Below are 13,880 nucleotides of genomic sequence, written 5' to 3'. Positions count from 1 at the left end.
GGTCGTGCCGCTGCCGCGCGGCCGGCTCGCCGCACGCGCGCCGCACGCCGCCGGGCCCCCGTCCGCGCGTGCCCGTATCGGAGGCCCCGCCCCCTCTTCCTCCGGGGGACGGGGCCTTCGTCGTCACGCCTCGGTGCGCACCTCGGCGAAGTGGCAGGCGCTGGGGTGCGGGTCCGCCGCGCGGGGTACCGCCTGCGGATCCTGCGTCGCACAGACCTCCTCGGCCTTCCAGCAGCGGGTCCGGAAATGGCAGCCGGACGGCGGTTCGGCCGGGCTGGGCACGTCGCCGGTGAGCCGGATGATGGTCCGCCGGTCGCGGGCCTCCGGGTCGGGCACCGGCACCGCCGACAGCAGCGCCTGGGTGTACGGGTGGGTGGCGCGCTGGTAGATCTGCTCCTCGGTGCCGATCTCCACGATCCGGCCCAGGTACATCACCGCCACCCGGTCCGAGATGTGCCGCACCACCGACAGGTCGTGGGCGATGAAGATGTACGACAGCCCCAGCTCGTCCTGAAGCTCCCGGAGCAGGTTGATCACCTGGGCCTGGATCGAGACGTCGAGGGCCGACACCGGCTCGTCGCAGACGATGATCTCCGGCCGCAGCGCGAGCGCCCGGGCGATGCCGATGCGCTGCCGTTGACCGCCGGAGAACTGGTGCGGGTAGCGGTTGACGTGCTCCGGATTGAGCCCGACCACGTCGAGCAGCTCCTGCACCCGCTGCCGCCGGCTGCGCTTCGGTGCCGCCTCCGGGTGGATCTCGAACGGCTCGCCGATGATGTCGCCGACTGTCATGCGCGGGTTCAGCGAGGTGTAGGGGTCCTGCATCACCATCTGCATGTTCCGGCGCAGCCGGCGCAGGTCCGCCCCGGTCGCCCGGAGCAGGTCGCGCCCCTCCAGCGTGACCCGCCCGGAGGTGGGCGTCTCCAGGCGCATCAGCAGCCGGGCCAGCGTGGACTTGCCGCAGCCGGACTCGCCCACCACGCCGAGCGTCTCGCCGCGCCGCAGCTCGAACGAGACGCCGTCGACCGCCTTGACCTGGCCGATGGTCTTCTTGAACAGCACGCCCTGGCTGATCGGGAAGTGTTTGACCAGCTGGTCGACGGCGAGGATCGTCTCGCCGCGCACCTTGGCGGGTTCAGTCGTCGCGGTCATCGTGCACCTCCTGGGCGAAGTGGCACGCGCTGGTCCGCCCGTCGCCGAGCACCAGGTCGTGCGGCACCTCGTCCACGCAGACCTGCTGGACGTACGGGCACCGGGGGTGGAACGGGCAGCCGGACGGGATCGCCATCAGGTTCGGCGGCAGCCCGCGGATGCTGGACAGCGCCTGGCCGCGCACGTCCAGTCGCGGGATCGACTCCAGCAACCCCTTCGTGTACGGGTGGGCCGGCGCCCGGTACAGCGCGTGCACGTCGGCGTGCTCGACGATGCGGCCCGCGTACATGACCGCGATCCGGTCCGCCACACCGGCTACCACGCCCAGGTCGTGGGTGATCAGGACGAGCGCCATGCCGAGGTCCCGGCGCAGGTCGGCCAGGAGGTCCATGATCTGCGCCTGCACCGTGACGTCCAGCGCGGTGGTGGGCTCGTCGGCGATCAGCACCTTCGGGTCCAGCGCCAGCGCCATCGCGATCATGACGCGTTGCCGCATGCCGCCGGAGAACTGGTGCGGGTAGTCGCCGATCCGCTTCGCCGCGGCCGGGATCCGGACCAGGTCCATCAGCTCGACGGTGCGCCTGCGCGCGTCGGCCCGCGACATCCCGGCCCGCTCGCGCAACGACTCGCCGATCTGCCAGCCGACCGGGAAGACCGGATTCAACGCCGACAGCGCGTCCTGGAAGATCATCGCGATCTCGGCGCCGCGGATCTGCCGGCGTTCCTCCTCCGGCCGGGTGAGCAGGTCCCGCCCCTGGTAGAGAATCTGCCCGGCGCGCACGTACGCGGGCGGGCTGTCCAGGATGCCCATGATCGCCTGGGCGGTGACGGACTTGCCCGAGCCGGACTCGCCCAGCACCGCGAGCGTCTCACCGGCGTCCAGGTGGTACGTCACCCCGTTGATCACCCGGGCCACACCCTCCCGGGTGCGGAACTCGACGTGCAGGTCCCGTACCTCCAGCAGGTGGCCGCCGGGCGGGGTGGGCGAGGCCGGCGTGGGCCGGACCGCGTTCTGCGTCATGGGGAGTCACCGGAGCTTCGGGTCGAAGGCGTCGCGGATCGCGTCGCCGAGCATGATGAAGGCGAGCACGGTCAGGGCGAGGAACGTCGACGGCACGATCAGCGGCGTCGCCGACTCCCGCATGTGCACCCGGCCGGCGTCGATGTCGATGCCCCAGGAGATGGTCGGCGCCTTCAGCCCGATGCCGAGGAAGCTCAGTGTCGCCTCGGCCGCGATGAACGACCCGAGCGCGATGGTGAGCACCACGACGGCCGGGGCGAGCGCGTTCGGCAGGATGTGCCGCCACATGATCCGGCCGTTGCCGGCCCCGAGCATCCGGGCCGCCGCCACGTAGTCCTGCTCCCGGGCGGTGATCACCGAGGAGCGGACCACCCGGGCCGCAGTGGTCCAGCCGAGCAGCGCCAGGACGAGGATCACCGCGAACAGGCGTACCGTGTCGCCGCTCGTGCTCACGCGCTTGAGCAACACGATCGCGGCCAGCAGCAGCGGGATGCCGAGCACGATGTCGATCACCCGGGACAGCACCGCGTCGACCCATCCGCCGAAGTAGCCGGCGAGCATGCCGACGACGAGGGCGATCACGCCGGTGATCAGCGCGGAGAGCGCGCCGACGAGCAGTGAGGCACGGGCGCCGTAGACCGCGCGGGCGAACGTGTCGCAGCCCTGGAAGTCGTACCCGAAGATGGCCCCGCCGGACGGCCCGGCGTGCTGCCGCGACAGCACGCAGTCGCGCGGGTCGTTGGCGGCGAACAGCCCGGGCGCCACCGCCATCGCGGCGACCAGCACCACCAGGAGCAGGCTGATCCAGAAGACCGGGTTGCGGCGCAGGTCCCGCCAGGCGTCACCGGCCAGGCTGCGGGCGCGGTCCGGCCGGCCGGCCCGGCCGGGCGTGCCCGGCTCGCCTGACACGCCGCGCCGCGCGGCCTGGTTCTCGGTCGCCGCCACCGTCTCGAAGTCGCTCACGGCCGCACCTCGCTGCGCTCACTCATAGCGGATCCTCGGGTCGAGTACGGCGTAGAGCACGTCCACCACCAGGTTGGACAGCAGGTAGACCACGACGAGCACGCTGACGATGCCGACCACCAGCGGGCCGTCCTCGGTGCGGATGCCGCGGAACAGGTTGAAGCCGACGCCCGGGACGTTGAACACGCCCTCGGTGATGATCGCGCCGCCCATCAGGTTGCCCAGCTCGACGCCGAGGAAGGTGACCACCGGGATGAGCGAGTTGCGCAGCACGTGCACGCCGACTATCCGGCGTCGCCGCAGGCCCTTGGACCGGGCGGTCCGGACGTAGTCGGCGCGCAGGTTCTCGGTCACCGAGGTACGCGTCAGCCGCAGCGCGGTGGCCAGTGACAGCGAGCCGAGCACGATGCCGGGCAGCAGCAGCGCGTAGAAGGAGGGCTGGGCTCCGGCGGTGGGCGGGAAGACCGGCCATCGGACGCCGAGGAAGTACTGGGCCAGCGGGGCCAGCACGATCGTCGGGATGCCGAGCACCAGCAGCGTGAGCACGAGCGTGGCGTGGTCGAACACGCCGGAGCGGCGGATCGCCGCGATCACGCCCGCGGTGACCCCGAAGATCACCGTCACGGCCATCGCGATCACCGCGAGCTTCACCGTGACCGGCCAGGCGGCGGCGAGGATGTCGCTGATCTGCCGCCCGGTCAGCGACTCCCCGAGGTCACCCTGGACCAGGCCGCCCAGATAGTCGAGGTAGCGGTAGAAGAAGCCGCCGACACCCGTCGCGTCCAGGTGGTACTTCTCGGTCAGGTAGGCGCGCTGCGCGGCGGTCACCGGCCGCTCCCCGGCGAGGGCCTGGATCGGGTCGCCCTGCCCGGCGAACATCAGCGCGTAGACGATCAGCGTGGTCCCGAAGAAGGCGAGGACCATCTGGAGCAGTCGCCGCAGGATGAAGCGGAGCATGCTGGCAAGTCTGCCGAAAACGGGTGAAATGCGTGCCAATGCGAGGGCCGGGCCACCCGGTGGGGGTGGCCCGGCCCGTCAGCGGGGTGTCAGGCGCGTTCGATCTTCAGCAGGTCCACCCGGTCGAAGAGGTCCACGTGGACGTTCTTGACCTTGGTCGAGTGGCCGAAGTTGTTCTGCCCGTACCGCAGCGGGATCACCGGCAAGTCCTGCGCGAGCAGGTCCTCCGCCGCCTGGTACTTCTTGACCGCCTCGTCCTCGGTCGTCGCGCGGGCGCCCTCGGCGAGCAGCTTGTCGAACTCCGGGTTGCTGTAGCCGTAGTAGTTCGACGAGCCGGTGGTGCTGTACAGCGGGCCGAGGTAGTTCTCCATGGACGGGTAGTCCATGACCCAGCCCATCCGGAACAGGCCGACCGACTGCTTCTGCTTGAGCTTGGTCAGCAGGTCCGCGAACTTCGGCTCGGCGGTGCCCACGCACTCCACGCCCAGGTTGGCCTTGAGCTGGTTGCAGGTGGCGTCGATCCAGTCCTTGTGGCCGCCGTCGCCGTTGTAGGACAGCTCGATCTTCTTCGGGCCGCCCGCGGCCTCGTACTCGGCCTTGGCCTTGACCGGGTCGAACGCGCCCGCGGTGCCGATGGTGTTCTCCCGGTAACCGGCGACCACCGGCGAGACGAACGAGCGGGCCGGCTGCTGCGAGTCCTTGAAGATCGACTTGGTGATCTCGTCCCGGTCGATCGCCATCGAGATCGCCTTGCGCACCTCGGGCTTGCTGAACTCCTCCTGGAACGTCGGGAAGGCCAGCACCTGCAGCGACGAGGCGGGGCTCTGCTGGAAGCGGTCGCCCAGGTCGGTCGCGGCGGTCGACAGGTTCTCGGTCGGGATCGTCTTGATCACGTCGAGGTTGTCCGACAGCACGTCCGCGTACGCGGCGGTCGGCTGCTGGTAGATGCGGAACTCGACGCCGCCGACCTTGGGCTGCTGGCCCGGGAACGCGTCGTAGCGCTCCACCTCGACCTTGGCGTCGTGCTGCCAGCTCCCCTTCATCTTGAACGGGCCCTGACCGATCGGCGCCTGCTCGTAGCTCTCGGCGAGCACGCCCGGCGCGGAGAAGGCCGCCTCGGGCAGCGGGTAGAAGGCGGTGTAGCCGAGCATGGACTTGAAGTCCACGTACGGCTCGCTGAGCGTCACCGTGAAGGTCAGGTCGTCGACCTTCTTCAGGCCGCTGAGCGTCGTCGCCTTCGGGTTCTCGCCCTGGAGGTCGTCGTAGCCGGCCACCTTCTCGAAGAAGTAGCTGGAGTTCTGGCCGTTCGGGGCGTACGCGCCGTAGTTCCAGGCGTCGATGTAGTTGTCGGCGGTGACCTTCTCGCCGTTGTGGAACGTGTAGCCGGGCTTCAGCTTGATCGTCCAGACCTTGTTGTCCGACGTCGTCACCGAGTCCGCCGCCACCTCGTGCGGCTTGTTCGCCTCGTCGTAGTCGACGAGCGGGCTGAACAGGGCCGACAGGACCTGGGAGCCGCTCGTCTCGTTGGTGTTTGTGGGCACCAGGTGCTGCGGCTCGGCGATCTCGATCCGCACGGCCGCGTCGGAGTCGTCGGCGCCGCCGCCACCACCGCCCGAGCCGCAGGCCGTCAGGCCCAGCGTCACCGCGAGCGGGAGCGCGGCCCAGGCCGCGAGCCTACGAACACGCATGGAGTCTCCTCATCTCCTCACGCTGCGCGGTCGGCCCGACGCTGGGTGACTCTGCGCAACGAGCGGTAACGGTAGGTCGCGATTCGGGCCGGCGACAACTGGTGCGTGGTCAACTGATGACGGATTGTGTTCGGCGCGTCTTGCCGCTGCCGCTCGCGCGTGCTAGAACCCACCGCTTCCTGCTCTTTTCTTCGCCACCGCTGGTGGGGTCAGGGCGTTGGTGGAGGCGTCCGGGGTGTCTGGCCCGGGTGTCCGGTCCCTACCCGTCCGGGCGTGACCGGCCGGGTGCGTCCCAGTGTTGGTCACTCACCGTGACTTAGGGCACGTTGCGCAGCGTGATCGTCGGCCGTCGTCGTCCGGGCCCGCCCGCGGGCGTGAGACGATCACGACGTGACGGCGACGATCCTGGACGGCAAGGCCACCGCGGCGGAGATCAAGGACGAGCTACGGGCCCGGGTGAAAGCACTCGCGGAACGCGGCATCAACCCCGGCCTCGGCACGGTGCTGGTCGGCGAGGACCCCGGCTCCCAGGCGTACGTCAACGGCAAGCACCGCGACTGCGCCGAGGTCGGCATCGCCTCGCTGCGCGTCACGTTGCCGGCCGACGCCACCCAGGAGCAGCTCGACGCGGCGCTCGCCGAGCTGAACGCCGACCCGGCCTGCCACGGCTACATCGTCCAGCTCCCGCTCCCCGGTCACCTCGACACGCAGCGCGCGCTGGAGTCGATCGACCCGGACAAGGACGCCGACGGGCTGCACCCGGTCAACCTGGGCCGGCTCGTCCTCGGGTACGACGGGCCGCTGCCCTGCACCCCGCGCGGCGTCGTGGAACTGCTGCGCCGGCACGACGTGCCGCTGCGCGGCGCGAACGTGGCTGTGGTCGGCCGGGGCAACACGGTCGGCCGCCCGCTGGGTCTGTTGCTGACCCGGCGCAGCGAGAACGCCACCGTGACGCTCTGCCACACCGGCACGCTCGACCTGGCCGCGCACACCCGCGCCGCGGACGTCGTCATCGTCGCCGCCGGGGTGCCCGGCCTGCTCACCGCCGACATGATCAGCCCCGGTGCGACGGTGGTGGACGTCGGTATCACCCGGGTGATCGGCGAGGACGGCAAGGGCCGCTACACCGGTGACGTGGACCCGGAGGTGGCCGAGGTCGCCGGAAAGCTGGTGCCGATGCCCGGCGGCGTCGGCCCGATGACCCGGGCGATGCTGCTGACGAACGTGGTCGAACGGGCCGAGCGGACCGCCTGACACCCAGGCAGGTCATAACCGTCCGCCCCTGACCCGATCGGTGCCAGGATGGCTGATACGGTCCGGAAAACCGACTGGTATCAGGGAGTTGGACGACCATGGGTAAGAAGGTCACTGTCGTCGGCGCCGGTTTCTACGGCTCCACCACCGCACAGCGCCTGGCCGAGTACGACGTCTTCGACACCGTCGTCATCACCGACATCGTGGAGGGTAAGCCGGCGGGTCTCGCGCTCGACCTCAACCAGTCCCGCGCGGTCGAGGGCTTCGAGACCACTGTCGTCGGCGTCACCACCGGCCCGAACGGCGAGGGCTACGACGCCATCGAGGGCTCGGACGTCGTCGTCATCACCGCCGGCCTGCCGCGCAAGCCGGGCATGAGCCGGATGGACCTGCTGGAGACCAACGCCAAGATCGTCCGGCAGGTCTCCGAGAACGTCGCCAAGTACGCCCCGAACGCCGTCGTCATCGTGGTGTCGAACCCGCTCGACGAGATGACCGCGCTGGCCCAGCTCGCCACCCAGTTCCCGAAGAACCGGGTGCTCGGCCAGGCGGGCATGCTGGACACCGCCCGGTTCACCAACTTCGTCGCCGAGGCGCTGAGCGTGCCGGTGAAGTCGGTACGGACCCTGACGCTCGGCTCGCACGGCGACACCATGGTCCCGGTGCCGTCCAAGAGCACCGTGAACGGCAAGCCGCTGCGTGACGTCATGCCGGCCGAGCAGATCGAGGAGCTGGTCGTCAAGACCCGCAACGGTGGCGCCGAGGTCGTCGCGCTGCTCAAGACCGGTTCCGCGTACTACGCCCCGTCCGCCGCCGCGGCCCGGATGGCGAAGGCCGTGGCCGAGGACTCCGGCGCGGTCATGCCGGTCTGCGCCTGGGTCGACGGCGAGTACGGCATCTCCGGCGTCTACCTGGGCGTCGAGGCCGAGATCGGCGCCGAGGGCGTGAAGCGGGTCGTCGAGACCGACCTGGACGCCGACGAGCTGGCCGCGCTGAAGGGGGCCGCCGAGGCCGTCCGCGCCAAGCAGGGCGACGTCGCCAGCATGTGACACCCGACCGCTGCGTGGCGCAGGCCCGCCGGCTCCGCCGGCGGGCCTGCGCCGTCCGCACCCACCGGCCACCCCGTCGATCATGAAGTTGACGGCTGAGTCGATCTCCGTTCCCGCCGCCAACCTCATGATCGACGCGGCGGCCGGTGGAGGGTGGGGGGACGAGCACCGACTGGTGGCCGGGCGTGTGCAGCAGCCGTACCCCCGGGGCGAGGGACGTCTCGCCCTCGACCACCCGCAGCCGGCCGGCGGCGCGCAACGGCGTCAGCAGCCGGGCCGGCAGCGCCGGGTGGAACAGCTCCACGGCCGTCGTCGGTGACGGACCCCGGGTCGAGCCGGTCGGCGGCCTGCCAGTGCGCCTGCGTGGCATCGGGAAACGCCTCGCCGCGAGGCTGGAAGAAGGGCCCTCGCCGTCGGAGAGTGCAATGACCGTGATAGACCCGATGGTGCGGCTGCGCGGCGTCGGCCGACGATGCCAGCGGGTCGCGGCGCAGCCCGCTTTTCCGTCGGTCCACCCGGGCCGCCTGGGGACTGCCGGCCAGTTTCCAGTACGCTCGTACTGCTTGAGCACGTGTCCCCCGAGAGGAGCGCCGGCCGATGGCGAAGATCAAGGTAAACAACCCGGTCGTGGAGATCGACGGCGATGAGATGACCCGGATCATCTGGAAGCAGATCCGGGAGCAGCTGATCCTGCCCTACCTCGACGTCGACCTGCACTACTACGACCTGTCGATCCAGCACCGTGACGCCACCGACGACCAGGTCACCGTCGACGCCGCCAACGCCATCAAGGAGCACGGCGTCGGCGTCAAGTGCGCCACCATCACCCCGGACGAGGCCCGGGTGGAGGAGTTCGGCCTGAAGAAGATGTGGCGGTCGCCGAACGGCACCATCCGCAACATCCTCGGCGGTGTGGTCTTCCGCGAGCCGATCATCATGTCGAACGTGCCGCGGCTCGTCCCGGGCTGGACCAAGCCGATCATCATCGGCCGGCACGCGCACGGCGACCAGTACAAGGCCACCGACTTCGTCGTCCCCGGCCCGGGCACGGTGACCATCACCTACACCCCGGCCGACGGCGGCACCCCGATGGAGATGGAGGTCGCCAACTTTCCCGGCGGCGGCATCGCCATGGGCATGTACAACTACGACGAGTCGATCCGGGACTTCGCCCGCGCCTCGTTCCGGTACGGCCTGGACCGCGGCTACCCGGTCTACATGTCGACCAAGAACACCATCCTCAAGGCGTACGACGGCCGGTTCAAGGACATCTTCGCCGAGGTGTTCGAGAACGAGTTCAAGGCCGAGTTCGACGCCGCCGGCCTGACCTACGAGCACCGGCTGATCGACGACATGGTCGCCGCCGCGCTCAAGTGGGAGGGCGGGTACGTCTGGGCGTGCAAGAACTACGACGGCGACGTGCAGTCCGACACCGTCGCGCAGGGCTTCGGCTCGCTCGGCCTGATGACCTCGGTGCTGCTCTCCCCGGACGGCCGCACCGTCGAGGCCGAGGCCGCGCACGGCACCGTCACCCGGCACTACCGGCAGTACCAGAAGGGCGAGAAGACCTCGACCAACCCGATCGCCTCGATCTACGCCTGGACCCGGGGCCTGGCCCACCGGGGCAAGCTGGACGGCACCCCGGCGGTCACCCAGTTCGCCGACACGCTGGAGAAGGTCATCGTGGAGACCGTCGAGGGCGGCCAGATGACCAAGGACCTCGCGCTGCTCATCTCGCGGGACGCCCCGTGGCTGACCACCGACGAGTTCATGAACGCGCTCGACGAGAACCTGGCGCGCAAGCTCGCCGCCTGACGCGTAAGGAAGGGCCCCTTGTTAACGCCTCGCGTTGTAGAAGGGGCCCTTCTTAACACTCTCGGGACCGACGGCCCGGCGTGTCGACCGGACGACGCCGGGACGGCGTGACTTCGTCCGGTGCGCCCTCGTTGACAGGGTGGACGAGATGCCAGTCGCGTCCAGGAAGGTGGGCCGTGGCCTTGCGCCGCCCGGCCCGACCTTCGCGGCTGCTGACCGCAGCCAGCCGTCCCTTCCCTGCGGGGGGTCCTGTCCCGGGCCCCCCGCGCCCCCATGCTCGGCCGTGGTGGTTAAGAAGGGGCCCTTCCTCTACCGCAGGCGTTAATAGGGGGCCCGTCCTTTCAAGCGGTGCGGAGCAGGTCGGCGGCTCGTTCCGGGGCGATGTCGTTGATGAACACGCCCATGCCGGACTCCGACCCGGCCAGGTACTTCAGCTTGTCCCTGGCCCGCCGGATGCTGAACAGCTGAAGGTGCAGGTGGCCCAGCTCCCGGTCGATCCGTACCGGTGCCTGGTGCCAGGCCGCGATGTACGGCATCGGCAGGTCGAACAGCCCGTCGAAGCGGCGCAACAGGTCCAGGTAGAGCGGCCCGAAGGCGTCCCGCTCGGCGTCGTCGAGCGCCGGGATGTCCGGCACCGGCCGGTGCGGCGCCACGTGCACCTCGAACGGCCAGCGGGCCGCCGCCGGGACGTACGCGGTCCAGTGCTCGTTGCTCGTCACCACCCGCTCCCCGGTGGCCCGTTCGGCGGCGAGCACGTCGGCGTAGAGGTTGCCCCCGGTGCGGTCGGCGTACCGCCGGGCGGCGGCCAGCATCGTCCGGGTGCGCGGCGTGACGAACGGGTACGCGTAGATCTGCCCGTGCGGGTGGTGCAGCGTCACCCCGATCTCCACGCCCCGGTTCTCGAACGGGAAGACCTGCTCCACGCCGGGCAGCGCGCTCAACGCGGTGGTGCGGTCGGCGAGCACGTCGAGCACCGTCCGCACCCGCTGCGGGGAGAGCCGGGCGAACGAGGCGGTGTGGTCGTCGGTGAAGCAGACCACCTCGCACCTGCCGCGGGCGGGGCGTACCGGGGTGAACGGCGTGATCTCGGCCGGTTCGTCGGCCACCCGCTGGCTCAGCGAGGGGAACCGGTTCTCGAACACGACCACGTCGTAGCCGGGCGCCGGGATCTCGCTGTGCCGTTCGCCGCGGGACGGGCACAGCGGGCACTGGTCGGCCGGGGGCAGGAAGGTCCGGGTCTGCCGGTGCACCGCCACCGCCACCCACTCGTCGGTCAGCGGGTCGTACCGCAGTTGTGAGGCAGGCGGGGGAGGGGGCAGATCCCGCCGGTCCGGCTGGTCGCGGACCGCGTCGTCCCGCTCGTCGAAGTAGATCAGCTCGCGACCGTCGGCCAGCGCGATCTGCGTACGCTTCACTCCGCTCCCCTCGTCGTGGGCACGGTCACCAGCTCGCCCACCCTGTCCTCGAGTACCCGTCGAGCCTCGGGCGCCAATCGGTCGTCGGTGACCAGCACGTCCGCCGCGTCCAGCGGCACGATCGACGAGATGCCGACAGTGCCCCACTTGGTGTGGTCAGCGAGCACCACCAGCCGGTCCGCCGCCGCCACGAGTGCCCGGTTCGTGTCCGCCTCCATCAGATTGGGCGTGGTGAAGCCGGCCCGTTCGCTGATCCCGTGCACGCCGAGGAAGAGCAGGTCCAGGTGCAGTGCGGCGATCGCGGCCACGGCGAGCGGGCCGACTAGCGCGTCCGACGGCGTGCGGACGCCGCCGGTGAGCACCACCGTCTGGTCCGGCCGGCCACCGACGTGCAGGGCCTCCGCCACCGGCAGCGAGTTGGTGACGACTGTGAGGCCGGGCACGTCCACCAGCCGCCGGGCCAGCTCGGCGGTGGTGGTGCCGGCGGACAGCGCGATCGCGGCGCCGGGCCGGACCAGCCCTGCGGCGTGCTCGGCGATGGCGGCCTTCTCCGCGGACTGGCGGACGGACTTGGCGTGGAAGCCGGGCTCGTCGGTCGAGCCGGGGCCGGCGGGCGTCGCGCCGCCGTGCACCTTGGCGAGCAGGCCCTGTTCGTGCAGCGTGTCCAGGTCGCGCCGGATGGTCATGTCGGAGACGCCGAACTCGGCCGCCAGCTCGGTGACCCGGACGCCACCGGCGCGGCGCAGTCGTTCCAGGATGGCGGTCTGCCGCTGCCGCGCCAGCATCCCCCGGCTCACCTCCGCGCCTCACCGACCACGCGTACGCTCCACGCGGTCGAACGTGTTCCAACAAAGGCGAACACTACCGCGCAGAGAGGGGTGATGCGAGACCGCCGCCGTCCGGAAGCCGGACGACGGCGGTCGAGATGCGGGATGCCGGAACGCGGCCGGCGGTCAGGCGGGCTGGAGGCGGGGCTCCACCCAGCCGGTCTCGGTCAGGTGCTCCATCACCTTCCCGATGGCCTCCTCGACGCTCAGATCCGAGGTGTCCACCACCAGGTCGGCGTCCGTGGGCTCCTCGTACGGGTCGTCGATCCCGGTCATCCCGGTGATCAGACCGGCCCGGGCGCGGGCGTACAGGCCCTTGCGGTCACGCTGCTCACACACCCCCAGCGGCGTCGCCACGTGGACCAGCAGGAAGCCCGCCCCGGCCGTCTCCGCCATCTGCCGGGCGGTGGCGCGCGCCGCCGCGTACGGCGCGATCGGGCAGCAGATGCCGACGCCCCGGTGCCGGGCGATCTCGGCGGCGACCCAGCCGATCCGGCGCACGTTGAGATCCCGGTCGGCCTTGCTGAACCCCAGACCGGCGGAGAGTTCCCGCCGCACCACGTCGCCGTCGAGCAGCGTGATCGTGCGGTCGCCCTGCTCGCGGAGCACGTCCGCCAGCCCTCGGGCGATCGTCGACTTGCCCGAGCCGGACAGACCGGTCAGGAAGATCACCAGACCGCGGTGCCGGCGCGGCGGGCGGGCCCGGGCCAGTTCCTTCGCCACCGCCGGCGGGGTGTGCCACTCGGGCAGCGGGAACCCCCGGTCCAGCAGGTCGTCGATCTCGCGCGTGCTCAGCGCCAGCCGCCGGTTGCGCGGCGGGATGTCCTCACGCCAGCGCCACTGCCCGTCCCGGTTGTCGTAGGCCAGCTCGCGGGGCACCAGCACGCGCAGACCGGCGCCGGAGAGCATGCCCTCGGTCGAGAGCAGGTGGGTCACCCCGTACGCGGCGGCGACCCGGGCCCGCAGCAGCGCGTCACTGATCTCGTCGCGCCGCCGGGCCAGCGGCACCGCCACGAGCGTCGCCGGGGGCATCCGGTCGCGGGCGGCGAACACGCCGCGCACCAGCGCCTCGGCCGGCAGGCCGTTGATCGACTCCTCGCCCACCGGGATCATCACCAGCAGGTGCGCGCCGAGCGTACGGGCCGCGTGCGCGATCTGCGCCAGCTGCGGCCGGTGCAGCGGGCGGTCGGCGAACACGCCGAGCACCCGGCCCGGCGGCAGCAGCCCGCGTACCTCGTCGGGGCCGCGTCGCAGCCGCTGGAACGGGCCGTGACCGCCGTCGCCCAGGCGGCGCACCGCGCCCCCGACGCCCACCATGCCCTCGCGGCCCGGCCAGACGTCGGTCACGTCCATCGCCGCCACCGGCGCGCCCTCGCCGTCGGTGAGCACCACCGCCCGGCGGGCCGGGTCGGCCGGGTCCAGCCCGTCGGCGAGCGCCGCCGGCACCTGGAGCGTCACCGGCACCGGCCACGGTGTGCCGTCGGCCAGCCGGCCGCGCCGGTTCAGCGAGGCCAGGTCGGCCCGGCTCATGAAACCGGTGAGCGGAGCGTACGCCCCGCTCAGCAACAACTGGAGATCGGCCAGTTCAGCGGGCCTGGGCGCGTACGACGGCGCATCCCGCAGAACGTCCTCGGGCAGCAGCCACCCGTTGCTCATCGAACCCCCAACTCACCGGCCGGCACACAGTTTCGCAGCCCACCGGCGATCGGTCGAGAGCGCCACCCGGCCTCCCGGTGATC

The 13,880-nt window shown here is 71.3% G+C and carries 12 protein-coding genes; 4 read left to right on the top strand and 8 right to left on the bottom strand.

All coding sequences use genetic code 11. The features are described from left to right. Nucleotides 1–123: 123 nt before the first annotated feature. The 5 genes from GA0070215_RS01110 to GA0070215_RS01090 form a co-directional block, all read right to left on the bottom strand. Nucleotides 124–1,152 carry an ABC transporter ATP-binding protein gene (locus GA0070215_RS01110; RefSeq protein ID WP_018784667.1) on the bottom strand — a complete coding sequence of 343 codons (1,029 nt, stop codon included), beginning with the start codon at nucleotides 1,150–1,152 and terminating at the stop codon, nucleotides 124–126. After that, entirely contained in the window at nucleotides 1,136–2,173 is a 1,038-nt protein-coding gene (locus GA0070215_RS01105; RefSeq protein ID WP_018784668.1) for an ABC transporter ATP-binding protein, read from the bottom strand. Before GA0070215_RS01105 ends, GA0070215_RS01110 begins: the two co-directional genes overlap by 17 nt. 6 nt (nucleotides 2,174–2,179) lie before the next feature. After that, on the bottom strand, nucleotides 2,180–3,136 hold the full coding sequence (locus GA0070215_RS01100) for an ABC transporter permease (protein ID WP_091040994.1): 957 nt from the start codon (nucleotides 3,134–3,136) through the stop codon (nucleotides 2,180–2,182). Between the two features lie 18 nt (nucleotides 3,137–3,154). Beyond that, a complete protein-coding gene (locus GA0070215_RS01095) occupies nucleotides 3,155–4,093 on the bottom strand; it encodes an ABC transporter permease (RefSeq protein WP_018784670.1) in 939 nt (312 codons plus the stop codon). A gap of 89 nt (nucleotides 4,094–4,182) precedes the next feature. Beyond that, nucleotides 4,183–5,781, bottom strand: coding sequence for a peptide ABC transporter substrate-binding protein (locus GA0070215_RS01090; protein WP_091040991.1), 1,599 nt, complete (start codon nucleotides 5,779–5,781; stop codon nucleotides 4,183–4,185). Nucleotides 5,782–6,171: 390 nt separating this feature from the next. Here GA0070215_RS01090 and GA0070215_RS01085 point away from each other — a divergent pair, with 390 nt between their 5' ends. The 4 genes from GA0070215_RS01085 (at nucleotide 6,172) to GA0070215_RS01070 (ending at nucleotide 9,899) form a co-directional block, all read left to right on the top strand. After that, nucleotides 6,172–7,035, top strand: coding sequence for a bifunctional methylenetetrahydrofolate dehydrogenase/methenyltetrahydrofolate cyclohydrolase (locus GA0070215_RS01085; protein WP_091040988.1), 864 nt, complete (start codon nucleotides 6,172–6,174; stop codon nucleotides 7,033–7,035). A 98-nt stretch (nucleotides 7,036–7,133) separates the two neighbouring features. Next, nucleotides 7,134–8,084, top strand: a complete 951-nt coding sequence (locus GA0070215_RS01080) for a malate dehydrogenase (protein WP_018784673.1) — start codon at nucleotides 7,134–7,136, stop codon at nucleotides 8,082–8,084. An 82-nt stretch (nucleotides 8,085–8,166) separates the two neighbouring features. Then, a complete protein-coding gene (locus tag GA0070215_RS28605; protein WP_208600257.1) occupies nucleotides 8,167–8,403 on the top strand; it encodes a hypothetical protein in 237 nt (78 codons plus the stop codon). Between the two features lie 278 nt (nucleotides 8,404–8,681). Beyond that, the gene (locus GA0070215_RS01070) at nucleotides 8,682–9,899 is read left to right on the top strand and encodes an NADP-dependent isocitrate dehydrogenase (protein ID WP_091040985.1); all 1,218 of its coding nucleotides are present in this window, start codon (nucleotides 8,682–8,684) and stop codon (nucleotides 9,897–9,899) included. Nucleotides 9,900–10,240: 341 nt separating this feature from the next. On the opposite strand, the gene galT is transcribed toward GA0070215_RS01070, so the two are convergent. The 3 genes from galT to cysC all read right to left on the bottom strand — a co-directional run bounded on the left by galT (nucleotide 10,241) and on the right by cysC (nucleotide 13,797). Continuing rightward, complete coding sequence (gene galT / locus GA0070215_RS01065) at nucleotides 10,241–11,314, bottom strand: galactose-1-phosphate uridylyltransferase (RefSeq protein WP_091040982.1); 1,074 nt, start codon at nucleotides 11,312–11,314, stop codon at nucleotides 10,241–10,243. After that, on the bottom strand, nucleotides 11,311–12,099 hold the full coding sequence (locus tag GA0070215_RS01060; RefSeq protein WP_018784677.1) for a DeoR/GlpR family DNA-binding transcription regulator: 789 nt from the start codon (nucleotides 12,097–12,099) through the stop codon (nucleotides 11,311–11,313). Before GA0070215_RS01060 ends, galT begins: the two co-directional genes overlap by 4 nt. A gap of 168 nt (nucleotides 12,100–12,267) precedes the next feature. Beyond that, nucleotides 12,268–13,797: an adenylyl-sulfate kinase gene (gene cysC / locus GA0070215_RS01055; RefSeq protein WP_018784678.1), complete on the bottom strand. Its 1,530-nt coding sequence runs from the start codon at nucleotides 13,795–13,797 to the stop codon at nucleotides 12,268–12,270. Nucleotides 13,798–13,880 lie beyond the last annotated feature (83 nt).

The organism is Micromonospora marina, from assembly GCF_900091565.1.
GTDB classification, from domain to species: domain Bacteria; phylum Actinomycetota; class Actinomycetes; order Mycobacteriales; family Micromonosporaceae; genus Micromonospora; species Micromonospora marina.
This window is presented reverse-complemented; position numbering and strand designations above follow the sequence as displayed.